This window comes from candidate division TA06 bacterium (genome assembly GCA_004376575.1).
Classification (GTDB): Bacteria; Hydrothermota; DG-26; order E44-bin18; family E44-bin18; genus E44-bin18.
This window is the reverse complement of record SOJN01000070.1, coordinates 1-22,993: the sequence shown is the minus strand read 5'-3', so window position 1 is coordinate 22,993 and position 22,993 is coordinate 1. Positions and strand designations below refer to the sequence as shown.

20 protein-coding genes are annotated in these 22,993 nt (G+C 50.6%); 8 read left to right on the top strand and 12 right to left on the bottom strand.

Annotated elements, in window-relative coordinates:
- Positions 1-16 precede the first annotated feature (16 nt).
- The 7 genes from E3J62_05495 to E3J62_05465 form a co-directional block, all read right to left on the bottom strand.
- The gene (locus tag E3J62_05495) at positions 17-382 is read right to left on the bottom strand and encodes a septal ring lytic transglycosylase RlpA family protein (GenBank protein TET46049.1); all 366 of its coding nucleotides are present in this window, start codon (positions 380-382) and stop codon (positions 17-19) included.
- Between the two features lie 166 nt (positions 383-548).
- Positions 549-1,463: a dihydroorotate dehydrogenase gene (locus E3J62_05490; protein TET45991.1), complete on the bottom strand. Its 915-nt coding sequence runs from the start codon at positions 1,461-1,463 to the stop codon at positions 549-551.
- Positions 1,460-2,221, bottom strand: a complete 762-nt coding sequence (locus E3J62_05485) for a dihydroorotate dehydrogenase electron transfer subunit (protein ID TET45990.1) — start codon at positions 2,219-2,221, stop codon at positions 1,460-1,462. The genes E3J62_05490 and E3J62_05485 overlap by 4 nt, the downstream gene beginning before the upstream one ends.
- Before the next feature lie 21 nt (positions 2,222-2,242).
- On the bottom strand, positions 2,243-3,601 hold the full coding sequence (locus tag E3J62_05480; protein ID TET45989.1) for a tetratricopeptide repeat protein: 1,359 nt from the start codon (positions 3,599-3,601) through the stop codon (positions 2,243-2,245).
- The gene (locus E3J62_05475) at positions 3,598-5,031 is read right to left on the bottom strand and encodes a TldD/PmbA family protein (GenBank protein TET45988.1); all 1,434 of its coding nucleotides are present in this window, start codon (positions 5,029-5,031) and stop codon (positions 3,598-3,600) included. The genes E3J62_05480 and E3J62_05475 overlap by 4 nt, the downstream gene beginning before the upstream one ends.
- Positions 5,032-5,623: 592 nt before the next feature.
- The gene (locus E3J62_05470; GenBank protein ID TET45987.1) at positions 5,624-6,172 is read right to left on the bottom strand and encodes a hypothetical protein; all 549 of its coding nucleotides are present in this window, start codon (positions 6,170-6,172) and stop codon (positions 5,624-5,626) included.
- Complete coding sequence (locus tag E3J62_05465; GenBank protein TET45986.1) at positions 6,159-6,782, bottom strand: sigma-70 family RNA polymerase sigma factor; 624 nt, start codon at positions 6,780-6,782, stop codon at positions 6,159-6,161. Before E3J62_05465 ends, E3J62_05470 begins: the two co-directional genes overlap by 14 nt.
- Before the next feature lie 189 nt (positions 6,783-6,971).
- Here E3J62_05465 and E3J62_05460 point away from each other — a divergent pair, with 189 nt between their 5' ends.
- A complete protein-coding gene (locus E3J62_05460; GenBank protein ID TET45985.1) occupies positions 6,972-9,122 on the top strand; it encodes a hypothetical protein in 2,151 nt (716 codons plus the stop codon).
- Between the two features lie 524 nt (positions 9,123-9,646).
- Here E3J62_05460 and E3J62_05455 read toward each other — a convergent pair.
- The 5 genes from E3J62_05455 to E3J62_05435 form a co-directional block, all read right to left on the bottom strand.
- The gene (locus tag E3J62_05455) at positions 9,647-10,138 is read right to left on the bottom strand and encodes a hypothetical protein (GenBank protein TET45984.1); all 492 of its coding nucleotides are present in this window, start codon (positions 10,136-10,138) and stop codon (positions 9,647-9,649) included.
- A gap of 21 nt (positions 10,139-10,159) precedes the next feature.
- Positions 10,160-11,608: a tetratricopeptide repeat protein gene (locus E3J62_05450; GenBank protein TET45983.1), complete on the bottom strand. Its 1,449-nt coding sequence runs from the start codon at positions 11,606-11,608 to the stop codon at positions 10,160-10,162.
- A complete protein-coding gene (locus E3J62_05445) occupies positions 11,605-15,438 on the bottom strand; it encodes a tetratricopeptide repeat protein (GenBank protein ID TET45982.1) in 3,834 nt (1,277 codons plus the stop codon). Before E3J62_05445 ends, E3J62_05450 begins: the two co-directional genes overlap by 4 nt.
- Positions 15,439-15,686: 248 nt before the next feature.
- Positions 15,687-16,010, bottom strand: coding sequence for a type II toxin-antitoxin system PemK/MazF family toxin (locus E3J62_05440; GenBank protein ID TET45981.1), 324 nt, complete (start codon positions 16,008-16,010; stop codon positions 15,687-15,689).
- Positions 16,010-16,333 carry a hypothetical protein gene (locus E3J62_05435; GenBank protein TET45980.1) on the bottom strand — a complete coding sequence of 108 codons (324 nt, stop codon included), beginning with the start codon at positions 16,331-16,333 and terminating at the stop codon, positions 16,010-16,012. The genes E3J62_05440 and E3J62_05435 overlap by 1 nt, the downstream gene beginning before the upstream one ends.
- Before the next feature lie 517 nt (positions 16,334-16,850).
- Here E3J62_05435 and E3J62_05430 point away from each other — a divergent pair.
- From E3J62_05430 to E3J62_05400, 7 genes are all read left to right on the top strand, one after another.
- The gene (locus tag E3J62_05430; GenBank protein TET45979.1) at positions 16,851-17,447 is read left to right on the top strand and encodes a phosphatase PAP2 family protein; all 597 of its coding nucleotides are present in this window, start codon (positions 16,851-16,853) and stop codon (positions 17,445-17,447) included.
- A 14-nt stretch (positions 17,448-17,461) separates the two neighbouring features.
- Positions 17,462-17,737: a hypothetical protein gene (locus E3J62_05425; protein TET45978.1), complete on the top strand. Its 276-nt coding sequence runs from the start codon at positions 17,462-17,464 to the stop codon at positions 17,735-17,737.
- Complete coding sequence (locus tag E3J62_05420; protein ID TET45977.1) at positions 17,734-18,177, top strand: hypothetical protein; 444 nt, start codon at positions 17,734-17,736, stop codon at positions 18,175-18,177. Before E3J62_05425 ends, E3J62_05420 begins: the two co-directional genes overlap by 4 nt.
- A gap of 81 nt (positions 18,178-18,258) precedes the next feature.
- Positions 18,259-19,134 carry a hypothetical protein gene (locus tag E3J62_05415; GenBank protein TET45976.1) on the top strand — a complete coding sequence of 292 codons (876 nt, stop codon included), beginning with the start codon at positions 18,259-18,261 and terminating at the stop codon, positions 19,132-19,134.
- Positions 19,131-20,144, top strand: coding sequence for an FAD:protein FMN transferase (locus tag E3J62_05410; protein ID TET45975.1), 1,014 nt, complete (start codon positions 19,131-19,133; stop codon positions 20,142-20,144). Before E3J62_05415 ends, E3J62_05410 begins: the two co-directional genes overlap by 4 nt.
- 402 nt (positions 20,145-20,546) lie before the next feature.
- Positions 20,547-21,698 carry a Fic family protein gene (locus E3J62_05405; GenBank protein ID TET45974.1) on the top strand — a complete coding sequence of 384 codons (1,152 nt, stop codon included), beginning with the start codon at positions 20,547-20,549 and terminating at the stop codon, positions 21,696-21,698.
- Between the two features lie 152 nt (positions 21,699-21,850).
- On the top strand, positions 21,851-22,492 hold the full coding sequence (locus E3J62_05400) for a hypothetical protein (protein TET45973.1): 642 nt from the start codon (positions 21,851-21,853) through the stop codon (positions 22,490-22,492).
- Positions 22,493-22,993 lie beyond the last annotated feature (501 nt).

Below are 22,993 nucleotides of genomic sequence, written 5' to 3'. Positions count from 1 at the left end.
CTTCCTCCCAATACAGTTAATTGAGAATCACCAATTTGACCTTTGCAATGCCGGTCATACCGATGCGCCTGGCCGCTTCGTATGAAAGGTCTATTATCCTTCCCTTCACAAAGGGACCTCTATCATTTATCTTGACCACCACTGACCTGTCATTCTCCAGGCTAGTTACCAGTACGCGGGTTCCAAAGGGGAGCGTCTTGTGTGCGGCAGTCAGTTTGTACATGTCAAAAATCTCACCGCTCGCAGTCCTCTTCCCATGAAACTTCTTCCCATAATAGGAGGCAATTCCAGTGACAGCTCTTCCCCTGTGCGGCCGCGGGCTGGAGGTACAACACCCACATTGAAACAGCGACAGAAGAAGCAAAATGACGACCGCTGTCATCTTCCTACTTGTCATAGTCATTCCGCTCTCCTCCGATTTTGTTCGCGATTTGGTGCTTGAGCATTCGGGTTTGTTTGTGATTTGCGTCTTATGTTTGGAATTTGGGTCATTGGTGATTATTTGTAATTTGGTGCATGGTCATTGGAATTTGTTTGTAGTGAGGCAGTCATTCCAACTCCAGTTTGCCAACCAGGTCAGCAATTCTGTCTATCCCATGCTTCTCGCAGTAGACCTTTAGGCCGTTGACTATTGCTGCAGGCGCCCTGGGATTTGTGAATACCGCTGTGCCCACCTGGACCGCGGACGCTCCCGCCAGGATGAACTCCAGAGCATCGCGCCAGTTCATTATCCCCCCCATACCTATGACAGGGACCTTCACGTTTTGGCTAACCACATGTACATAGTAAACTGCGACAGGCCTGATGGCAGGACCTGACAGGCCACCGGTCACATTGCCAAGAAGTGGCTTCCTTTGCTCGACATCTATCGCCATGCCGTAGAGCGTGTTTATCAGGGACAGACCGTCGGCGCCAGCTTCCACAGCACTGGAGGCAACTTGCAGAATCCTATCTGTATTTGGATTCAACTTCACAAACAGAGGCAAGTCCGTCTCATCCCTTGATTCTGAGACGAGTCTATGTATCAAGTCTGGATCGGAACCAAACATGACGCCATCCTTAACGTTGGGGCAGGAGACGTTCAACTCAAATGCGTCAATCCCCTCTTTCCCATCCAGTCCGGAAACAACTGCGACATACTCATCCACGCTGGAGCCCGCAACGTTTACAATCACCTTTGTATTGAGGTTCTTCATCGCCTCTAGTTTCTCCGAGATGAAATGGTCAAGCCCTACATTCTCCAGACCCACCGAGTTCAACATCCCGCAAGGCGTTTCTGCAATCCGGGGCGGAGTGTTCCCTTCTCTCTTTTCCAGGGTTAAACCTTTACTCACGAATCCACCAACCTCTGTCACATCAAGGAGACCAGAGTACTCTGTGCCATATCCGAATGTCCCTGATGCAAGAATCACAGGGTTTGCAAGATCCAGTCCTCCAAGCGTTACTGTTAGATCGACACTCAAATCTTCACCTTCCCTGCGTCAAATACTGGTCCGTCTTCGCACACGGTCAGGTAGCCCCCATCAGTCCGCGTGATTGAGCACCCCTTACATGCACCCACCCCGCAGGCCATGCGCTCCTCCACAGACATCTGACAGGAGATATCGTGGCCTTTGCAGAGCTTTGCTACCTCCCTCAGCATGGCAGCGGGACCGCAGGCATAAACAGCCTCAACAGCCGAGCTTCCCAGAAGCGGCTCCAGCAACCCCACACACGTACCCTTGAACCCTGCACTGCCATCCTCGGTGGCCAGTTTGACTGAAACACCCAGAGAATCGAATCTCTCTCTGCACACCAGAGATGAAGCTGTCTTCGCACCATAGACCAGGACCGTCTTCATCTTTTGTCCGGTCAGTGACCTCGCAAGAAGAAAAAGTGGTGCTATGCCAATCCCGCCTGCTACTAGAATAGCCTCTCCCTGTGCAGACTCGAAACCATTTCCCAGTGGGCCTATTGAGTCCATCACATCACCAATAGACTTCTTGGAAAGGATTGAAGTTCCCCTCCCAACAACCTGATAAACCAGCTCATAACTTTCCGATTGAACATCGTGAAAACTGAACGGCCTCAGCAGGAGTGGGTCAAACCCTTCAGTAATCCTGAGCATAACAAACTGTCCTGCCTTCACCTCTTTTGAAATCCTGGGAGATCTGATTCTTATCCTATACACATCCTCACAAAGCCGCTCATTTTCCAACACCTTTCCTTTTTCCTGATTCATTTTCTCTACCGGTAAGAATAACTACTGGCTGGAACTCTCCCTCTCGATCCTTTTTGCCGCTTTCTCTGAAGCGTCGCTGTATGTGGTATTTGGGTACCTGGTTACCACCTTCAGATACGCCTCCCTTGCTTCGTTGTAGTCCTTCTTCACGTGGTCAAGTATCCACGCAATGGCAAATGCCGCTTTCGGTCCATATTCGCTTCCGGGATAGTCGTCGACGACTTTTCTGTACTCGGGAAGAGCCTCGTCTACCCTGTTGAACTCAAGGTAGTAGAGTTCTGCTAGAAGAAATTGAGTCTCGGCCAACTCGCTCTCTTCCCCGCTTTTCACCTTCTCCCTATACTCTCCCAGCTTTGCTATTGATGTGGATCTCATGAGGGCTTCATTGGAGAATTCTGAGTAAGGAGCCTCAGTCCTGGCCTTGTCATAGTATTCCCGAGCTTTTTCAAGATCTCGAAGATCCTGTTCACAAATCTCACCCATTGTATAGTATGCCTCTGCTGATGCTTCGGTTCTTGGGTAGAGAACAGTCACCTCCTCTAACTGCTCGAGGGCTTGCTCTGTGTCACCCAACGATCGGCTGCTCTCTGCTATCCTGATAGCAAGCCTGGCATCTTCCAGAGGTCCAAGAACCTCTTTTCTCAAAGCGAGGAAAACATCCAAAGCCTCTTGTGTCCTCCCCAATTTGAGATACGCCTCACCGATCTTCAGGCGGGCCTGGAAACGAGACTCCTTCTTTGCCTTCAGATCTATGAACTTCCCAAAAGCGGTTATCGACTCTTCATACTTCTCCAGTTCAAAGAGGGACTGCGCTCTTATGAAGATGACTTCACGTCTATACTTGCTTTTCGCGTGTGCTGAAAGGAAATCATCACTCGAACGGAGAGCATCACCGTATTCCTCACCAAGATAGTGAGTGTTCACGACCTGATAAGCGGCAGCATCTGCGAACTTCGCTTTCGGATCGTCTGCTGCCGAGTTCCTGAAACTCTCGATTGCATCATCTCTGTTCTGGAGAGCCTGATTGGCCAGCCCCTGGTAGTAGTAGGCTTCTGCAAGCAGTCCACTTTTCGGGTAGTATGTCTCGAGCTCCTCGAACTTTCTGAGAGCCTTTCTGTGCTCCGCCATATAATAGAAGCACTTTCCCATCAGGAGGACGGCATCATCTGCCCATTTGGAATGCGGGTGGTACTTGACAACCTTCTCACATCTGGTTACGCACTTCTCGAGAAGGTCCTTGTTCGCTCTGCCCGGTTCAACGTCTGTTCCCCTGACAGCACCGGCGAAGTTCTTCTTCGCGTTGTAGAAGGTATTGTAATATATGCAGCCTGTCAGAAGAACAAGAATGAGTACTGCAATTGGCCGTAGAAGCAGCCTCATATGCCTACCCTGACATTTCTGAATCTTGCCGGTGCGGTTCCGTGCCCCACATGAGCAGTCTGGCCGGGCTGCCCTTTACCGCAGTTGGGAACACCCCAAAGCTTCCAGTATTCTTCGCTGCAGATGGCATCACAGGAAGCCCAGAACTCAGGGGTTATGCCTGTGTAGACCGCGTTCTTATAGAGCTCACCAAGTTTGCCTTTCTTTATCCTGTAGGCAGCTTCTGTGCCAAACTGGAAGTTCAACCTCTTGTCGTCTATTGACCAGGACTTGTTGGTGGCAAGAAACAAACCATCGTCTGTATCAGCTATGAGGTCCTCGAGTTTCCACTCACCAGGCTCGAGATTTATGTTCGTCATTCTAATCAAAGGAATCCTATCCCAACCGTCCGCTCTCATCGCACTCGAGCTTTTTCTACCTATGATCGGTGCAGTCTCCCTCGAAGAAAGGTATCCACTGAATATCCCGCCTTTGATTATTGGTATTCTCTGGCCGGGCACGCCTTCATCATCAAATCCAAAAGTACCCAGGCCGCCCTCCACTGTAGCATCTGCATACACGTTCACAAGATCAGAGCCATACCGGAACTTGTCCAGCTTCTCTGTGGTCACGAAACTCGTTCCGGCATAGCTGGCCTCAGTGCCCAGCACTCTATCCAGTTCAACAGGGTGCCCTATCGACTCATGTATCTGCAAGGCAAGCTGGCTCGACTCAAGTATGATAGTCGTCACTTTTTCCGGGCACTTTTTGGCATTCAAAAGCTTGACTGCCTCTTCAGCTATTTTGGGCGCATTGCCGACAAGGTCCATTCCCAGTATAAACTCATAGCCGCTGTTCGCATAATTGCCGCCGAAGCTCGAGGGGTACGACCTCTCCTGCACATCTCCCTCCTTAACGGCAAGTGCGCTTATCCCGCAGCCAGACTCAAGAAATCTCTGTTCAATCAATGCACCCTCAGTTGATGCAAACACCTTGTCAGTTCTTTCGAAACCCATGCGCGCCCTGGATACCTTTATCCCCTTCTCTTTTCTGATTTCGGAATCGACTTCTAGAAGGAGTTCTATCTTCTCAGCAATGGGAACTTCGAACGGATCCTTCTCATATTTCGAGCTATACTTCCCAACCGCTGGCTTTGTCGCATCCAGCTTCACCTTTTCACCTGCAACTATGCTGCTGGCTTTCGCTATTCCTATCGCCTGCTTAACGACCCTTTCGGCCTCATCTTTGCTGATCGTTGAGCTGGCAGAGAATCCCCAGCATCCATCTACCAGGACTCTGACACCAAAACCAATGTCAGTTGAGGAACTGACCGATTCGACCCTGCCGTTCTTTACCACCAGGGATTCGTCGCCCGATTCGACAACCCGGGCATCGCCGTAGTCAACTTTTCCCCCAAGCATTTCAGCCAGCATCTTGGCAAAATCTTTCATTACTACCCCCAATTTTTGATGAATGATTCAGGAAACCGGCAAAACCATTGCAAAACGGCCATCGTATGTTATTCGATAAATTTGGCACAGTCAACCCAAATTATCTCTTCCGATACCAGGGCCGAAGTACAAAGGACGAAGGGAGCTGGGAACCGTGAGACGGGCGGCCGCCGAAGGGCCCGGTGCATCTTGCTTCGCGAGAAACGGGGGCCCGTGAAACGCCCGGCCGTCGAACGGCCCGGGCAGGCAGGCATAAACTTATGGCTCTTCTCCAATTCAGTTGGCGGTAGTGCTTGACAATGGGGTGCTATGTTTTCCTGGAAATGGGCGCTAACCTAGCGCGCCGCAAGCGGCGCTACTCCATACATTCAGGAGTAGCCGAGCTTGCCTGCCCTGTCCGACGGGGCTCGGCGCTACAAGCAAGGATTCTCCGTACGTTCCCCAACTCCTCCCTGTCATCAACTTTTTCGGAGAAGAGCCAAACTTATGGACTTTTGGCCCAGAATGTAAAAACGTCAAGATCCTTCGCACTCGGCTTCGCCAAGCATAAACTCCGTCGGAGGATAAGGTCCGGCCCCGGGTGAAAAAGCGCTCAGTCGCTGGGGATTGATTCTGAGGGCGGCGTGGTAAGGAAGGAGTCGCTGCTGTCGGATAGCTCGGCAGAGTCCTGCACGCCCGGGCCGTTCCACGACCTCCCGAGGTTATCGAGGGGAGCTGGCCGAAGGGATCGGGGTATGCCCGCAGAGTGGGCGTTCAGTATTCTCAGTGAATCTGAGAAGAGTGAATTCATCCTCTCGAGTCTCTCTACCTCGATCCTGGTTCCAATTCCAGATACCACTGCGAAGAGGGCTATCGCCGCAACGGCAACATAGGCTGAAGCTGGCTTCAACAATAGTGAAAGCCCTGACCATCTCCCTTGAAGAACTGCCTGTACTTGTCTCTTGAGCGTTCTGTGGATCTCCTCCGGAGGATCCACATCTTCATACTGGAGAGCCGCGGAGAGCACTGTTTTGATTTCCTGCAGATCCTGCCTGCAACTCGCGCAGTCGGTAATATGTGACTCCACCACACTAGCAGCCTTATCCGACAAATCGCCGTATGCGTACTCGGTCAGCCTTTCTTTGATTTTATTGCATCTCATTTGTGAACACCTCCTTCAACTCCCCGCTCAGAACTTTTCTCAATGCATTTACCGCAGAACTCAGTCTGGATTTGACCGTGCCCAGTGGGCATCTCAGCACGCGGGCAATCTCCTGGTATGAAAGCCCCTGATAATGCCTCAGAGTGAAAACTGCCCGCTGTATGTCGGTCAACCCCTCAAGGGCCGTCTTTATCTTCTCGGCGAGTTCCTGGCTGTTTGCGTAATCCTCAGGTGAGATTGTCCTCGCCTCAAATCCTGCGCCCATCTTCAGTTTAGCATCTAAGGACACTGGTTTCTTCCTCTTCAAGTCGTTTATGCAGAGATTAGTTGCGATTCTGTAGAGCCATGTTGAAAACTTAGCGCGCGGCTGATAGTTCTTGGCTGTCAGAACCCTGATGAAGGTATCCTGGTACAGATCTCGAGCTCTATCATGATCGCCAACCATTCTGTAAATGTAATTGAAGAGACTCTTGCTGTACTTCTTGTAGAGGATTTCAAAGGCCTCAGTATCCCCTTTCCTACACTTTACTGCCAACTCTGCATCAGTGGTTGCAGGCGGGGCCACACTGAATCCTGGATAGGAAAGACATATGCCTTTTGCTGTAATCATTGGGCCTTACGGTTTCCCCTGCCTTTCTGAGCGATAAGACGTTATTTCCTTCTTTTCGTTCCCGGATTCGAGCTGTGATCCAACGGCCCTCCGGAACAGTACAAACAGATGAGCACATGATTTGTTCGGCCTCTCCCATCAGACTGTTGACAGGCTCTGATGTAACTGCTAGATTCCATTGAGGCCAAAGTGATTACACAACTATCTCTTCTGGTTTGCCTTCTTGCGTCTGCCCCTAATCCGGCAGGCCAGACGTACGCCATTTCCCCTGTCAGAGTGAGGAAACCACCCAATATAGACGGGTATCTGACTGATCCGTGCTGGAAACTGGCCAGGCCTGTCGGGAATTTCACCCAATTCTCTCCAGAGGAGGGTGTTCCATCACAGGAGAAGACATTTGTGTATTGCGTGTATGATGCAAACAACATCTACTTTGGATTTGCCTGTCTCGATTCCAGATATAAGGAAATGAGCGCGAAGTTGACACCGAGGGAGTCATACGAGATGGGAGACTGCGTGGCGCTCTTTCTGGATACCTTCCATGACCGACAGAATGCATTTCTATTTCAGACAAACGCTCTTGGGATACAGCTGGATGCACGCGTCTTTGAGGACGGTTCCAGGACGGATGAGTCATGGGATGGTATCTGGCGCGCAGAAGGGAGGCTGACCACCAGAGGCTGGTTCGTTGAGATAGAGATTCCATTCAAGACACTGAGGTTCCCGCCCGAACTTATTCAGATATGGGGTGTCCAGTTCTGGAGATACATTGAAAGGCTTGATGAAACCTCGTACTGGGTACCCGTAAGTAGGGCTGAAGGCGTGAGGATTTCAAGATTTGGGAGGCTTGGAAAGATGAAAGATATCCGGCCCGGTCTCCATCTGGAGATTATATCTTATGCTTTGGGCAGAGGAGAAATGTCGCAGTATGACAGCATTGTAACTGATACGGCTGGGTATGTGGACACACCGCTGGTCGAAACGAAGGAAGCCTTTGCGGACGGAGGTGTGGATATTAAGTGGCAAATCACTCCGAATGTAACCGCAGACGCTACTTTCAATCCCGACTTCGGGCAGGTGGAAGCTGATCCGGAGTTCGTAAATCTCTCCAGGTACGAGTACTACCTCAAGGAGAGGCGGCCGTTCTTCCTGGAAGGAAAGGAACTGCTCGCCAATCCCTATACTATCTTCTATTCGAGAAGGGTGGGCAAGAAGCTCGACGACGGCACAGAAGTTCCCATACTGGGTGGAACCAGACTCAGTGGGAAAATATGGAACACATCATTCCTCCTCTCTGCCGCCGCAACAGAGGGTGTCCGGTCCGCTGACTATCGTGAGCCCCCTGCTCTCTATTCAGTGGGCAGAATCAAATGGGACATCCTTGAATCATCAAACTTCGGTATCCTGGTCGCTGGTAAAGATACACTCAATGGATATTCAAGATGCACCTCCTTTGATACGAATCTGAGACTTCTCTCCAGATTTGACATGACCGCGCAGGCCGCGAAGTCATGGAACGTGTCTCCTGACCTGGATGGATATCTGGGCAGCATAAGCGCGCACTTTAACTCGGCAGACTGGAGCTTTGGAGGCAGCTACACGGACATAGATAGGAACTTCTATATTGAGGAATTCGGTTACGTTCCACAGTATGGTTCAAAGTCTCATCGCTCAGAGGTTTCATTCCATCCAAGGCTGAACAGAATGGGCATCAGGTCTCTCAGTGCCTCTCTCAAATATCTCGCAGACAAGAGGTATGAACACCCTTCATACAGTCAGTACATAGGTCCTCTCATTTCTATCAATTTCATGGAGCAATGGAGTGCCTGGGCCGGGGGCTACCTTGGAAACAAGTATGAAGTAGGTGAAGAAAAACCCTATTCGAACATCTATGGTGGAGTCGCTTCAGACTACAGGCTTCCCGTATCAGCGACTGTCCATTTCAGGCAATTGAGCACCTACAACTACAGCAAGCAATATTTTGGGCATCACAGGAAGGGTTATGCAACAATAGAAATAAGGCCTTCAACCAACATCCACCTTAGTGGAGATTTTGAATATCTAAGAGAGTACACTGAGGACTGGTCTTTGGATGAATCAACATTGACAGCCAGCCAGCATCTCAGAATATCTCTCACCAGAGATCTCCACTTGAGAGTATATGCCCTGGAGAACACCTACACAAAGCGCTATACAGGTAATGGCCTTGTTGAATGGGAGTTCGCGCCGCAAAGCAGGATATACCTGGCATATACTGAGGTTAGAAACGATTCGCTGGGAGACATGAGGTTTAAAGACCGAATAGGCTTTATGAAACTGACTTACCTGCTAAACTTGTAAGCCCGGGGTCGGATCTTATATTTTTGCATTTTCTGCCCAAGACGTAAGATGTAAGACAGCTATACGCTGTATGCTAGAAACAAAAGCGGGAGTCCAAAGAGGACTCACGCTTTCTAGAATTCGACCTTCATTGTTAGTCGGTCTCATTAAGAAAGAGTAAACCCTCCGTCGGCTTACGCCGCCGAAGGATTAGCTCTTTGTAACGAGTTCACTGCGCTTCGCTTGCGACCCTCACAGGAAGTAAACCCTTCGACAGCCTGCGGCTGCTCCCTTCGGCGCTACCTCAGGACTAATTCTCTCTAAGCTTCGACTCCGTCTCAGCAAGAGAGACTAAGCAGGATTAACTCTTTGTAAGGAGCTCACTGCGCTTCGCTTGTGACCTCTAACAAAGACTAAACACGACGAAAAATACCTCATCCCGCCAAGCGACGGCATGGCTCTTTTTTCCTAGTGTCAGGGAAGAGGCACGGGTGGTTGCTTTTCGTACTTTGTGCTCCGTACTCTGTACTTTTGGTTTTAAGTGCTCAGTGCTCGGTAGCCCTGCGGAGCTCATGAATGGTCTCTATGGCCTGATCGTAGTAGCCAGACTCAAGTAGAGCCACCACCAACTTCAGGAATTTGACTTTGGCACTGTCCTGTGTTTTCAGTACTATCTCGTTATCATTCTGGTCAGCGTCCCGCACTGGCTGTGCCGCTTTCTCCAGGTGGGTGGGATCTCCGCGGTCAGCCTCAGGATGTTGAACCCTAAGGTCGCCAATAGACAGTTCACGTACTCCATCTCCCCCCAGGGTGTCAACCGGAGCGACAGGTTCTTTTTCAAAATCAACTCTCCGGAGACCTTTTCCTTTTGTCACTATTTCTTCCCGAACCTTCGTGTCGTGGTGGGTGATCTCCATCTCGTCCTCAGGCTTTTCTTCTGGCTCATCCTTCACGACCTCGCCAAAAATATTACCCAGAGGTGATGAGCTTTTGTCGCGTTTCTTCTTTTGTCTCAGTTTCTTAAGAATATCGTCCATGGTTCAAGCGTCCAAAGTCCATCACAGTCCACTTATCTCTCCCATTGCCTCTTTAGCCTTCACGTTTCCAGGGTCGAGCTCCAGAGTACGCTCCCAAGCGTCTATTGCTTTCGCATGCATATCCATTTCTTCGAATGCACTACCCAGATTGAAGTAGGCGTTGGGATAGTCTTCCCTCTTCTTCACAGCCTCTTCAAACATGCCTACTGCCTCTTCGTATTTCTTCTTCTTGAAATGGAGCAACCCAAGATTGTTGTAGGCCTCGGCCATGTCCGGATCAATCTCCAGGGCGCGCTTGAAACTCGACGCTGCCTCATCATTCTTTCCAAGACTTGTGAGACACAGCGCCATATTGCTATGAGCTTCTGCCATGGTGGGGTCAAGCTCTATCGCTTTCTCCAGCTCCTCCAGGGCACCTGCATATGTTTTTCTGAAGTAAAGTGCTACTCCTCTGTCGTTGTGGGCTCGAGCTTTATCGAGAGTCACTCTCCGTTTTTCTTCTTCCCTCTCGTCCTTCACTCTCTGGACGAACTCCTTCATGTCTCTGCTTGCCTCAACCACTCTTTCTGATATCGACTCCATCCGCTCAGAAAGGGCACCAAGAGTAGCGTAGAGCGCTTCCGTGAGTGAATTCGTCCGTTTCTGTTCTTCCAGGTGAGCTTCGCCACGCACCCCAATTTCAGCCCTCATCTGCTCCAGCCCGGTCGTTAGCTCAGAAAACAAATCCTTTGACATATCGACCCACCGGGAAGTGCTTTCCGAAATAGAAGACAGAAGCTTTCCGTTCTCCTCTGTTGCTGCTTCTGTCGCCCTTTTCTGCTCCTCCACCTTATCGGCGTAGTCCCCCATCTTTTCAATGAGCCTATCCGTTGACTCTTTCGCTGCATCTATGGTCCTGCCGCTGTAAAAGTCGAGCCCCTCCCGCAGCTTCTTAGCCAAATCGTTAGTAACGTCTGTGAGATTATTGCTGTAGTCCGCCAGCTTCCCGCCGAGCTTCTCAATCGACTCGCTTGATGTGCTCTCTATCTTATCATGGTAGCCTTCAAGCTTTTCCGCCAGTCCTTCCATGCTTTGGCTCATGTTGGCGACACTCTGTGCTATCTCTTTGAAATTCTCATCTAACTTGCTGGCAAACGACAGCGTGGAAACTCCGCTTTCCCGCTGGGCCTTGCTCAGGGACTCAAGCATCCTGCTCTGTCCTTCCACGCTCTTCTCCGTCGATTCCTTCATGCCGCTGAACGCATCGCTCATCTTACGCACAGACTCAAGAAGAGCATCCACAGCTTCCGAACCTTTCGCAAGAGCCACAAGCGAGCAGTTGGAGAGGCCTTCATCATACAGGTAGCAGTCAGCCTTCCGGCATTCCACCAATTCTCTTTCAGGAATCTCCTTCGCCTCCACGATCTTGCCATCCACGTCATACTTTACTTCTCTTGTCGTACGTTCGACACTCAGAAATGGGCATATCATTTGGCAATCACTCCATCTATTAGATTTGGTCTGTCCCCTAGGATATGGACAACCATGTTGTTACTCGCTCTACTCAGTCTCTGCTGTGCACCCTTGAAGTTTGGATCTTGAGACACCAGCAAATTGAGAGTAGAAACGACGGAAATAAACTGTTGGGTCTTCTCGTAAAGGTATGCCAGGGTGCTCAAAACCTCTTTGCCTGTGTCGCTTTCTAACATGTCAGAGAGATCCAGTCCTTTCAGTACCTCTATACTGACAGCCGGCTCTTCCAGAACATCCAGGCATATTGCCAGCTCAATTCTCCTCTTTGCCTCCGTATCCGGGTTCTCCGACGTAAAACTGAGAAGATTGGCCGCCGCGCTCACATCGCCCATCCGACGCTTGAGTACCGCAGCCTGAATCCTCAGGAGTTCATCATCAGGGTTACGTTTCAGTTCCGTAAGTACCCTGGCCAGTTCCCTAGATTTTTCAGATTCGATCATCTCTGTAAGCTTGGTGTAAACCTCTTTCGGATCTTCAACAGTCGAAAGCGCAAGCTCAATCTCTGACTTCGCCCTGTCGACCTGTCCGCTGTACTTGAGGGCCCTTGAGAGAAGGAGCATACTCTCCAGAGTTACTTCTTTCTCATCTGAATTGTCCAGAGCTGATGCAAGAACAACTGTCGCTCTCCTATAGTCTTCTGTTTCAATAAGGAGTCTGCCCAGCAGCATGGATGCAGACGATATGCTGGAATCCGACGTCTGAATCCGTTCGAGAAGGGATACCGCATAGGAGACCGTGTTAACATCCTTCAGGGTCATACGCGATATCACATCTGTTGCTTCTTCGTACCACTTGTTGTTCACGAGTGCAGTGGCAAGACCAACGAGTGCCCTCGGATGCCCCCCTCTAGCCGCTTCTCTCAGTTTCTCTACCACATGCTCCGTCTCCAGGGGATGCTCAGCCATAATCTTCTCATACTCTCTCACGCCGATCTGCAATGCACCTTTCTTCATCAGTAAGTCGCCGAGCAGGTACCTGAGCGAGAGGTCTTCTCTGTGTTGTTCAATCATTCTCCGCAATCTCTCAGACACGGCATCAACCTGGGTCGGGGCCAGTTCCGCTATCTCTCTGAGTATGTCCACTGACCTTTCAGTGTCTCCGTCATCCCGGTAGATGTCAGACAGAGCGAACCTGACTGTAATATCTCTGGAGTCCTTCTCAAGTATTTCATTTAGGTCGTGGAGAACGGGTCCACGCAGTGAAGGACCTGCCCTTAGAGCTGCTACGAGATTTTGGGTAGCCAAGGGATAGGAACCCTTCTTCATGTAGGCTCTGCCCAGCGAAAGGGAGACAGAAGCATAGGCTCCTTTCGCAGATATTATCTGTTCGTATTTCTCAATCGCCCTATCGGCAAAGGACGCATCCCTCTGGAAAGCAATCTCGAACTCGCCCGAGGATTCTTCGAAGTTCCCAGCTTCAAGAAGGAGCTCACCGAGAGCAAAATGGAGATGGGGATCGGCCGTGTTCTCTGCCAAGACTTTTCTAACTTCTGCAATGACCTTCTCAGTATGATCGGGATGCATCTTTTGTATGACCAGAAACTGTGAAGACGCAGACTCGAAGTCGCCCAGCCGGGAGGCTATTCTCGCTCTGGAGTACCCCCCGGCCGTACTCTTCGGATCCAGCCTCACTATCTTCTCAACAAGACCACGACCTTCTTCAAGAAGTTCAGTATCAAGGGAAACTCCCTTATCCACTAACGTAACGGCCTCGCTGAAAAGTCCTTTTTCGAGAAACGACTGCCCCTTCTTAAGGTAGAAATAACCAGATTGTTCTGCCGGCACGACCTTCAGTGCTTTCGTGCACTCGTCTCTTACCTGATCCCACATGCGCCTTTCTACAAGAGCATCCACTATTGCCACTCTCACCGCCGTGCTCTTGGGATTTTCTCTGACCATCTCATAGTACTTGTCAACAATCTCATCGAACTTCTCCTGATCCAGAGAGAGTACTCTTGAGAATTCCTGAGCTGCTCCATCAAGGTCACCTGCCTTGAGGAGACAGTTCGCGAGACCCATATGCGCCGATAGAAGTTGATCGTTCTTCTCCAGTAACCTTTCGAAGGCTCCGGCTACATCTGATCCTCGTTCAGGCTTAACCCCGAGACTTTCTTTGAACTTTGCCGCAGCTCCCTCCAGGTCCCCGGATAGAGCAAGGAGTTCACCAAGCACCATTGACAGAGTGAACACGTCCGTGTCCTTTGTCGCAAACGAAGTAAGAATCTTGGAAGCATCTGCTGCCAGCTCAGGTCTCTTCCTGCACATTTCGAATGCTCTTTCCATTATCCTCGGGGCACGCTCTGGAAGGTCGGGAAGACCGTGGAAGACCTCTGCGGCTTCATCAACGAGGCCGATGGCCAGAAGGCCTGCACCTAATATTGTCGCGGCTTCAAGGTTGTCCTCATCACTCTTCACAATTAGCCGAAGCAGCTCAACCGCTCCCTTTGCGCCATCAGCTCCCAAGGATATGAGAGTGTCCAGCACCACAACTGCTTCTCTGTCTTTGCCCGCACTGGAACAGGCCTTGGCAAGGAGTAGGAGCGCAGTGGAGTTCTCAATATCCTTCTCAAGAACCTTTTTCACGCTGGGGACGAGTTCATCAGCCATCGCCTCATCAGCTTCATACGCCTCTCTCAGCGTCTCAACAGCACTTGACACGTCGTCTTGATACATGTATATGTCTGCCAGCAGAGCGATCGCCATTGGGCTTCTGGGCTTTGCGTCAATTATCTTCTTGAGCCTTTCTACAACCGTGTCGGCTAAGCTCGAATTGAGCTGAAAAACCTCCTTATATTGTGATATCGCCTGATCAATCGAATCAGTGTCCCTGTAGGCATCTCCCAGGCTCAGGTGCACATCAGGATTCTCCGGCTCTAGCCGCGCCACTTCATGCAGCTTCTTGACAGCCTCACCAAGCTCAATGGTCCCGGCCGATATACCCTCTTTTACCACATTCATAGCTTCTTCAACCTGGTTATGTGCCACGTACAACCTGGCCAGGTAATCCTCTACTTCAGAATCGCGCGTCTCGGCTTTGATCTTCTCGAGTCTCTCTGTGACCTGGTTGGCTATCGTCTCGTCAAATTCTATCGCCGATTTGTACTGCTTCATCGCCCTCTTGATGTCGCCAGACTTGACCAGGAAATCCCCGAAGGCAATCCTTGGCCGAGGATCACCATACGTTGCTGCTGTCAGGCGTTCGTACTCGGAAATCAACTTTGGTTTGTCTGCCGGGATGATATCGACGGCTCTGTTGAACAGTGCATCAGCTTCGTCAAATCTGTTGGCCCTGGCGAAAAGAAGAGCTGCCTTGTAGAAGAAAGAAACATCCTTTTTGTCCATATCCTTTTCGGATTTGTACTTGGTGATGGTGTCTAGACGCTGCTCATACCTTTCAGTAAGTACTTTGAGATCATCTTCCTCGAGTCCGTCAAGGTATTTGTTGGCTTGATCAAAGTCTCTTCTCTCAAGTGAGAGCTCATAAAGAAATGCGCCAGTCTCAAGCGGCCTCTCCGATTCATAGTGCAGGGTCTCGGCCTCGGTTATCAGTTCATCTGACCGCTCGGGGTCTGAAGCATAAGCACGTTTCAGATATCCAACTGCCTCCTTTGGGGAGCCCTGTTTGAGGTTCAGCTTGCCCAATTCCACCAGCAGGATGAAGTCCTCCTTGTCTCCCAGGAGGCCTTTCTCCAGCGTGCGAACAGCGCGGTCGGCCTTGCCTTGCTCGATCAGCTTTCTTGCCTTCTCTAGGATCCTCTCAGGACCCGATGAGCCAAAAAACTCCAGCATTTGACACTCCCGTAAGTATATATTTTATCCCACTCTATGCGAATGGTCAAGTGAAAAGTGTCCTCACGCTGCAAAGGTCAACGTGCAAGGTCTCATCCCAAAATACTGGAACCACGAGATTGCACAAGATTCCAAAACCCGAAGATCACAAATCGAAAACGAAACAGGCCCAATCCGTCCTTGGACGGAGTGAGGCCTGCCTGCGGCGTCTCACGGTGCCGCGTTCCGCGGGGCAGGATGGCTCGCGCTCACTCAGCTCTGCGCATTCCCAGGGAAAAGCGGATGGCGTTTTCGATATTCTGGATTACTCCTTCGGGCAGCAAACAGATCCGCTCAGCCAGGAGCCGCTTCGGAATTGTAGTTATCGTATCGAGGTTGACCACGCACTTCTTTGGCAGCCCTTCCGCCTTTCCCAATTGCACCTCCGAAGGAATACTGCGTATACGTGTAGTAACAGGTGCAACTGTCACCAGCTCTCTAACCTGGTAGGCCTCGTCACGTGACAGCAAAACCACGGGACGACGCCTGGCCGGCGCAGGTAGTTCGGTCCACCAAACCTCACCGCGCCTCATTACCAGGGCTCCTCCGTCAGGATTTCCGTCGCGGCCTGTTCTGCCGCTTCGATCTCCTCTTCTGTTTCAGGAAACCGCTGGTAACCCTCGACATAGTGGCGGACCGCGTCCTTTTCCCTGCGGGTCTCGAGATATCGCCTGATCGTTCTCTGGATGAAGGCGCTACGGCTCTCCCCTATCTCTCTTCTGGCTTTCTCAGCCTCTTTGAATAGGTTCTTCGGGATGGTTATGGCTATTTTCTGCGACTTTCCCACTGATTCCTTTCTGGTCATACTACAGTCATACCATAGTATGACCAATATGGAGAGAGTTGTCAAGACCAATCGGCACCAAAATCCTCCCCCGATGCACTCCCCTCGGCGGAGTTTATGCAGAGCGGAGCGAAATGCCCAGGAGGCCGTGAAACGGCCGCTCGTAAAACGAGCCGGGCGGGCACGGGGGACTTTGCTTTTCCGCTTTCCATTTTCGAAGGTTGCGTGGCGGGTTGGGAGGAATTTCGAAGGTGTTGGGCGGCAGTGAAGGGAGTTTCGTAATTTCGAAGGTGTGGCGCGTGGTAGGGAGGAATTTCGATTTTCGATCTTCTATTTTCGAAGGTTGCGTGGCGGGATGAGTGGAATTTCCTAATTTCGAAGGCTCGGGGAAGGGTCAAGGGCGAAGCCCGTCGAAGCCGTCTACGCCTCCTCCCTCCCCGATCCCCAGCCTCTGGCTACGACGGCCGTGGCTGACAAAAGCATAGCCAGCCGAAGTCAACGAAGATGTAGGCTGGCGAAGACGGGGAATTTCGTCATTCCCGGCCTTGGGGATTAGGCAATTGCCTTGACTTTAGGCCGACCTTGTGATATGTTGCGCGAAATGGCTGTACCGTTCCAATTGGTGAATCTGCTTTTGATCATATGCTTCGGTCTGACATCTGCAGTCAGGCCGGCTACTGCAGACTCAATCGACGAAAGTTTGTACAGGACGATACACGAAGATTGGCAATCCCCCTTCATGAACCGTTTGATGAACGGGGTGAGCCATATGGGCGATGGCGAGGTGGGCATAGTTTTCTGCTCTACTCTATTGGCCTTTGGGGAACAAAGGGCTCACGAAACTGGCAAATTGGCACTCGTCTCAATGCTGGGGGCCAGTGCTGTCACAGCCAGCCTGAAGTTTGCAATGAACAGGACAAGGCCAGACGGCGATTCAGATAACAGGTTCAACTCTTCCTTTCCTTCAGGACACGTATCTGGTGCTTTTGCTGTGGCATCTGTCGTTGGAGCCAGATACAAAAGTTGGAGAATTCCACTATATGTGCTTGCATCCGGCATAGGTATCGCCAGAGTGTATCGGGGAAGGCACTACCCATCTGACGTGCTGGGAGGAGCTGGAGTTGGCATCTGCGTAGGATGGCTGGTAACTAGAAATGAGTCTGCAATATTGAGCTTCAACTTTTGAGGAGGTGACCCCCGATGGCACAAGTTCCTCGGTCTTCCTTTAGACCAAAAGCTTCTGACACCAAGATGCTTGCCAAGACGCTGAAAGATTCAAAGTGGGTGGTCAAGGAGTGGGACCGTCTGAAGGATAAGTATGCAAACAGTTTTGTAGCAGTACTCGATTGCAGGGTTATTGCGCATCACAAGAGCATGAAAAGACTCATGGAAATCGTGGACAAGGAGTTCCCACACAGGAAAGACTTCGTAACCACCGAGTTCATCAGTCTAAAAGACGTAAGGTGGATCAGGTGAGGATAAGGGGATACCTCCATAGAGACAAGTCTCCCTACATGGATGCTTTGATCTCTCTTGAGAATGAGGGCATCAAGCGCAAAGTATCATTTCTTATCGACACCGGAACACCTAAGACGATAATCAGTGAAAGAGATGCTCTCAAGTTGGGGCTCAATCTTGAGAGGTTGGAGAGATTGGAAGAAGAACTACTTAGCCTGGGAGGCTTCAGCGAAACCTTCAGGCTGCGTGACGTCGTTTTTCAGTTTGCCTCCGGCGACGGCGGACATATTGAGAATCTTGACGAAGTGCTGGTGAACCGTGAGAAGGGGCTCCCTGATGAGATCAAGAAACAGATACCAAGCCTGATGGGCAGAGACCTTATAGGCAAGTTCGTCCTGGTTCTCGATGAAGGTCAGAGCATGGTCTTCATGACCGACGAACACCCCCATCCATTGTGATGCATCTCTGCAGTCACCCTCGAGAATTCCCATTGGAATAAAGCCACGTCTCCGTGTGCCAAGATCCAATAGGAGGGCCGATTGGACATATCTGCCATTCAAACATCCATAAAGGAAGAACTGGCCATTGTTGCCAGTGCCGTACGTGAGACTCTGGTCCCAGACATTCTGAGCGCTCGCGTGGCAAAAAGACTTACCCTCTCTGCTAGCCGTGACTCGATTCTGCCGTCAGTCTGTCTGCTTACCGCACTTGCAGGTGAAGGGGTTGATGAGGCAGCGATATCCATGGCTGCTGGCTGTCAACTCTTTTATCTTGCAGTCTGGACCCATGATGCTGTGATCGACGGCGTTACCGTTACTGGATGGCCGCAGGACTGGATGATAATCAACGGAGACCATATATTCTCTACAGCCCTCACCCTGCTCTCATCAGGCCCTGGACGGGCGGGGGATGTTGCCTCGAAGATGATGAGCAGTATGGCTCGCGGGGAGATTCAATACGTCCGCGAGACCCCTGGGGGTTCACCCAAAGACCACATAGACATGATTGCCAATAAGTACGGTTCATTGTTCGAAGCCTGCGCAGAACTGGGTGGGCTCTCCGGGAATCTAGACGACAAAACGCTTGAGTATGTGCGGGAGTACGGCACCAGTCTGGGAATGGCATATCAGATTGGTGATGAAATACTAAGACTTGAAGAGCTAGCAAGTAGAAGAAGGGTGACTCTACCTGTCCTATATGCGAAAGAGAATGATGGCGGAACGAACTCGATATCCAAAGAAAAGGACGCGAAAAGGCTCACGCGTTGGTGCGAGACAGCCAATGGCCCCAAAAGAGCAACGGAGGATGTGGTGGAGTTTGGCAGGAAGGCGCTGTCGGCGCTCTCCTCATCCGGCCTGAGATCAAAACCGATGGAAGACCTGTGTCTCTGGGTTGGCCAAAGAATAGCCCGATGAGGATCTACCTGAAGCTTTTCTACTTCCTATGCCTCTTCTGCACCCTTGCGGGTTGCACCAGAACAACTCCCATTACAAAAAGGACACGCATTCTTCTGGGCACAGCCGTCACGGTGAAGGCACATGCAGACAGCAAACGCGATGCCCTCACCTGTGTGAATGCAGCCTTCCAGGAGATGGACCTGATAGACAGCATCTGCGGCTACCAGAGCGGAAGCGAAGTTGACAGAATCAACTCCAACACTGGAAGATTCGTTTCTGTACCATCCGAGGTTGCGGAGATCGTGCAGAAATCGGTCAAGTACTCTCGACTTTCGAATGGTGCGCTTGATGTAACCATAGACCCTATTTTCAGGCTCTGGCACAGATTCGAAGGCGAAAGCCTCTCTGTGCCATCCCGGCAGTCAATTGCCTCTGCTCTTTCTTTTGTAGATTATAGAAGCATAGCTGTCGATGGCTCATCAGTGAGAATTTCCACTGAAGGTGGCTCCATAGACCTTGGGGCTGTGGCAAAAGGATATGCTGTGGATAGAGGCATTGCCGTTTTGGAAAACCTTGGCGCGAGCGGAGGACTGATAGACGCTGGTGGGGATATAAGAGTTTTCGGTAGGAGGCCCGACGGTGGTCTCTGGAGAATCGGCTTAAGAGATCCCAGGATGCTAGATTCTCTAGTAACCGTGTTTGAAGTCGAGGACAGAGCAATAGCGACATCAGGTGACTATGAGCGCTATTTTCTAAAAGATGGAGTGAGATACCATCACATACTCGATCCTGCCACTGGATTTCCGGCAAGAGGCTGCTGCAGTGTGACCATCATAACAGATGAGGCATGCGATGCAGATGCCATCGCCACGGCAGTCTTTGTCCTCGGCCCAGAAAAAGGAATGGAACTGATCGAGAGGCTACCTGACGTCGAAGGACTGATCATAATCTTCACCGATCACAGCGCGAAGCGAATACTTCGGTCAACCGGTCTATCGAAGTACGAAGTACAAATTGCAGAGTACTAAGTCCCCACCTCGTACTTGCATTTAGAAATGCGGTTTCCACACCCATTGTCGCTTATTGTCATTCTGGAGGAGGCCGTCAGGCCGACGAAGAATCTGCTTCTGACGCTACTTTTGTCAAATGTCAAGCACCGTCCCTGAGCTGAACGCGTAAGCGCATAAAACACAAGTACATCGAAAGGGCTGTCAATCTGAGAAGAGGACAAAATGTCAAATGTCAAGTTGAAAATCCTTCGAGTATTCGGAGGGTCAAGCACCGTCCCCAACATACTCCCCGCACTGCTATCAAAACAGATGGGGATTTATTTTGATAAGCAAGAATCTAATCTAAGGCAACTTACATAAGTTCGTCCCTTATCAAAAAATACTTGACATTCCTTTGATAACAATGCAAAATGTCGCCAAATGGACGTGGAAAGACTCAAGAGGAGTCCAACAGGGCGGCTTATCAGGACTTCGAAGGATCACTGGGCCTTTGTCCCTAATCCCTTACCTCCATCGGGTCTGGATAGGTTCTCAGCAGATTTCATTGGAATCCTGTCTGAGGCAGACCGAGGGATCGGGGCACTCAAGGCTTTAAGCAGACTTGTTCCAAATCCCAATTTGCTGGTGGCTCCTTACGTGAGAAAGGAGGCAGTCCAAAGCTCAAGAATCGAAGGTACTCAAGCTTCACTTTCCGACATTTTCTATTACGAAGCCTCTAAAGAGAAACCAAAACATGCAGACACTTTGGAAGTCCTGAACTATGTGAGGGCAATGAATCATGGGCTTTCCAGACTGAAGGAATTGCCGCTCAGTTTGAGATTAGTCAAGGAGATTCATCTGAAACTGATGGAGAATGTCAGGGGAGAGAAGATGAGGCCCGGCGAATTCCGGACCACTCAGAACTGGATTGGACCTCCCGGATGCTCTCTTGCTGATGCGACATTTGTACCGCCGCCCGTCTCAGAAATGACAGAAGCACTCGCCCAGTGGGAAGGGTTTCTGCACAGTGATGATTCCATTGTACCTCTCATCAAGTGTGCTTTAATGCACTACCAATTTGAAGCAATCCATCCATTTCTCGACGGTAATGGGAGGGTGGGGCGGCTTTTGATTACTCTTTACCTTTGTGAAAAGGGTTATCTTGAGTACCCGATCTTTTACCTCAGTGATTTCTTTGAAAGATACAGAAATGAGTATTACGACCTTCTATTCGAAGTCAGTCGAGATGGCAACTGGGACGGATGGCTAAGGTATTTCATTCGCGGAGTTGCCGAGCAGTCAAGAGTTGCTGAAGAAACTGGACATAAGATTTTGAATCTGCAGAAGAAATACCGTCAGCAACTTCAGACAGAGTCAGTTTCTCGATCAGCCTTCCAGTTATTAGACATGCTGTTTTTGAATCCGTTCGTCAGTTTGCCAGGAGTAAGTGACTACCTGAAGATAACCTGGCCCACGGCCAAAGCATCGGTTGAGCGCCTTGTCAAACTGGGAATACTCAAAGAAGTATCCGGCCGCAAACGCAGCCGAATCTACTGTGCTCAAGAACTTCTTGATATCCTCGGTGGACGATAGTTGTGTGTGCCCGGGACGGCGTCTCCAAACAACATCATTTCCACGAGCTCCCCACCCCCTGAAATCAGATGGTGCTTGATTGTGGAAGGTGAACAAAGTACTATGGATCGCGAGTGAAAAGGGACGCGAACCACTAACACAAGGAAGGCGCGATGAGACAGTTTCCCACTACAGTCCTGGTGTTCTCCTGTCTGATTGCGTTCTGTGGTTGCACGCAAGAGATGACGGAAGAGGAAAAGGCTGCGGAAACCGGCAGGATTATGGCACGGGCGTTCGTAGAGGAGCTGGCAAAACTAGCAAGGGAGAGCCTCAAGAAGGCGGACGCTGAAGAGGCTGGCAGGGCGCTGGCCAGGGCCTTTGCTGACGAGCTTCAGAAGCTGGCAGAGGACAGTTTCAAAGAAAAAGAACTCAGATCCAACATGCATAGGACACAGCTTGCTCTTGAAGATTTCTCCACGATGGCAGAGGGCGCTTATCCAGTTGAACGCCACCAAACGGTCCGCGATGTTCTTGTCGCCCTGGGATTTCCGAGGATGGAAAAGGCTAATAAGTCTATAGACACACTATTGCCTTCGAGTTTTCAGAATCCCTTTAGCGAAAAGCTTCCGGCTCTCTCTGTCAGCCACAAAGATCCTCCCGATTGGTCCCTTGAACTACTCGGCCAGGTGATCTGGGTACCTGTGAAGGTCTATGTGCCCAAACAGGGTACACCGGGGAGGGTGGCACGTGGCTACAAAATCTATGGCGCTGGCCCGCTCGGATTGCTGGACTTCGTGCTGGAATATTCTCAGTAGCATAAAGGGAGATGCGATTGGGCCGGGTGACAGGTATAATCTCCGGGTCTCCATTTCACATGTTTTTCGATCTAAGTTCTACGATCTATGTTCTAAGTTGTGAAGTGTGACCGTCCCCAAAGCCAAAATGCCCACCACAAAAGAAAAAATGTCATTGCGAGTCAAAAAGGCCCGGCCTTTCCATAGAAAGGACGAGGCATTTTTGATCCTTCGTCGGCATAAGCCGACGGAGGAAGCCTGTCCTGAGAGTGTCGAAGGGAGTGTATCGAAGGAAAGCGTTAGCGACGCGGCAATCTAAGTGTGAGAGGTATTTCCGCGCCCATTGTCGCTTACTGTCATTCTGGAGGAGCCCAGCTGTCCTTCAGAGCCGTACAAGACGCAAGCCCGACTAAGGGAATACCTCTGAGTCGGGCGAAGTCCCCCGAAGCCGATTAGGCAAAGGGGGGAAGAATCTGCTTTTCACAGGATTCCGGGGATTCCACCCCAAAATTGTAAAATTGG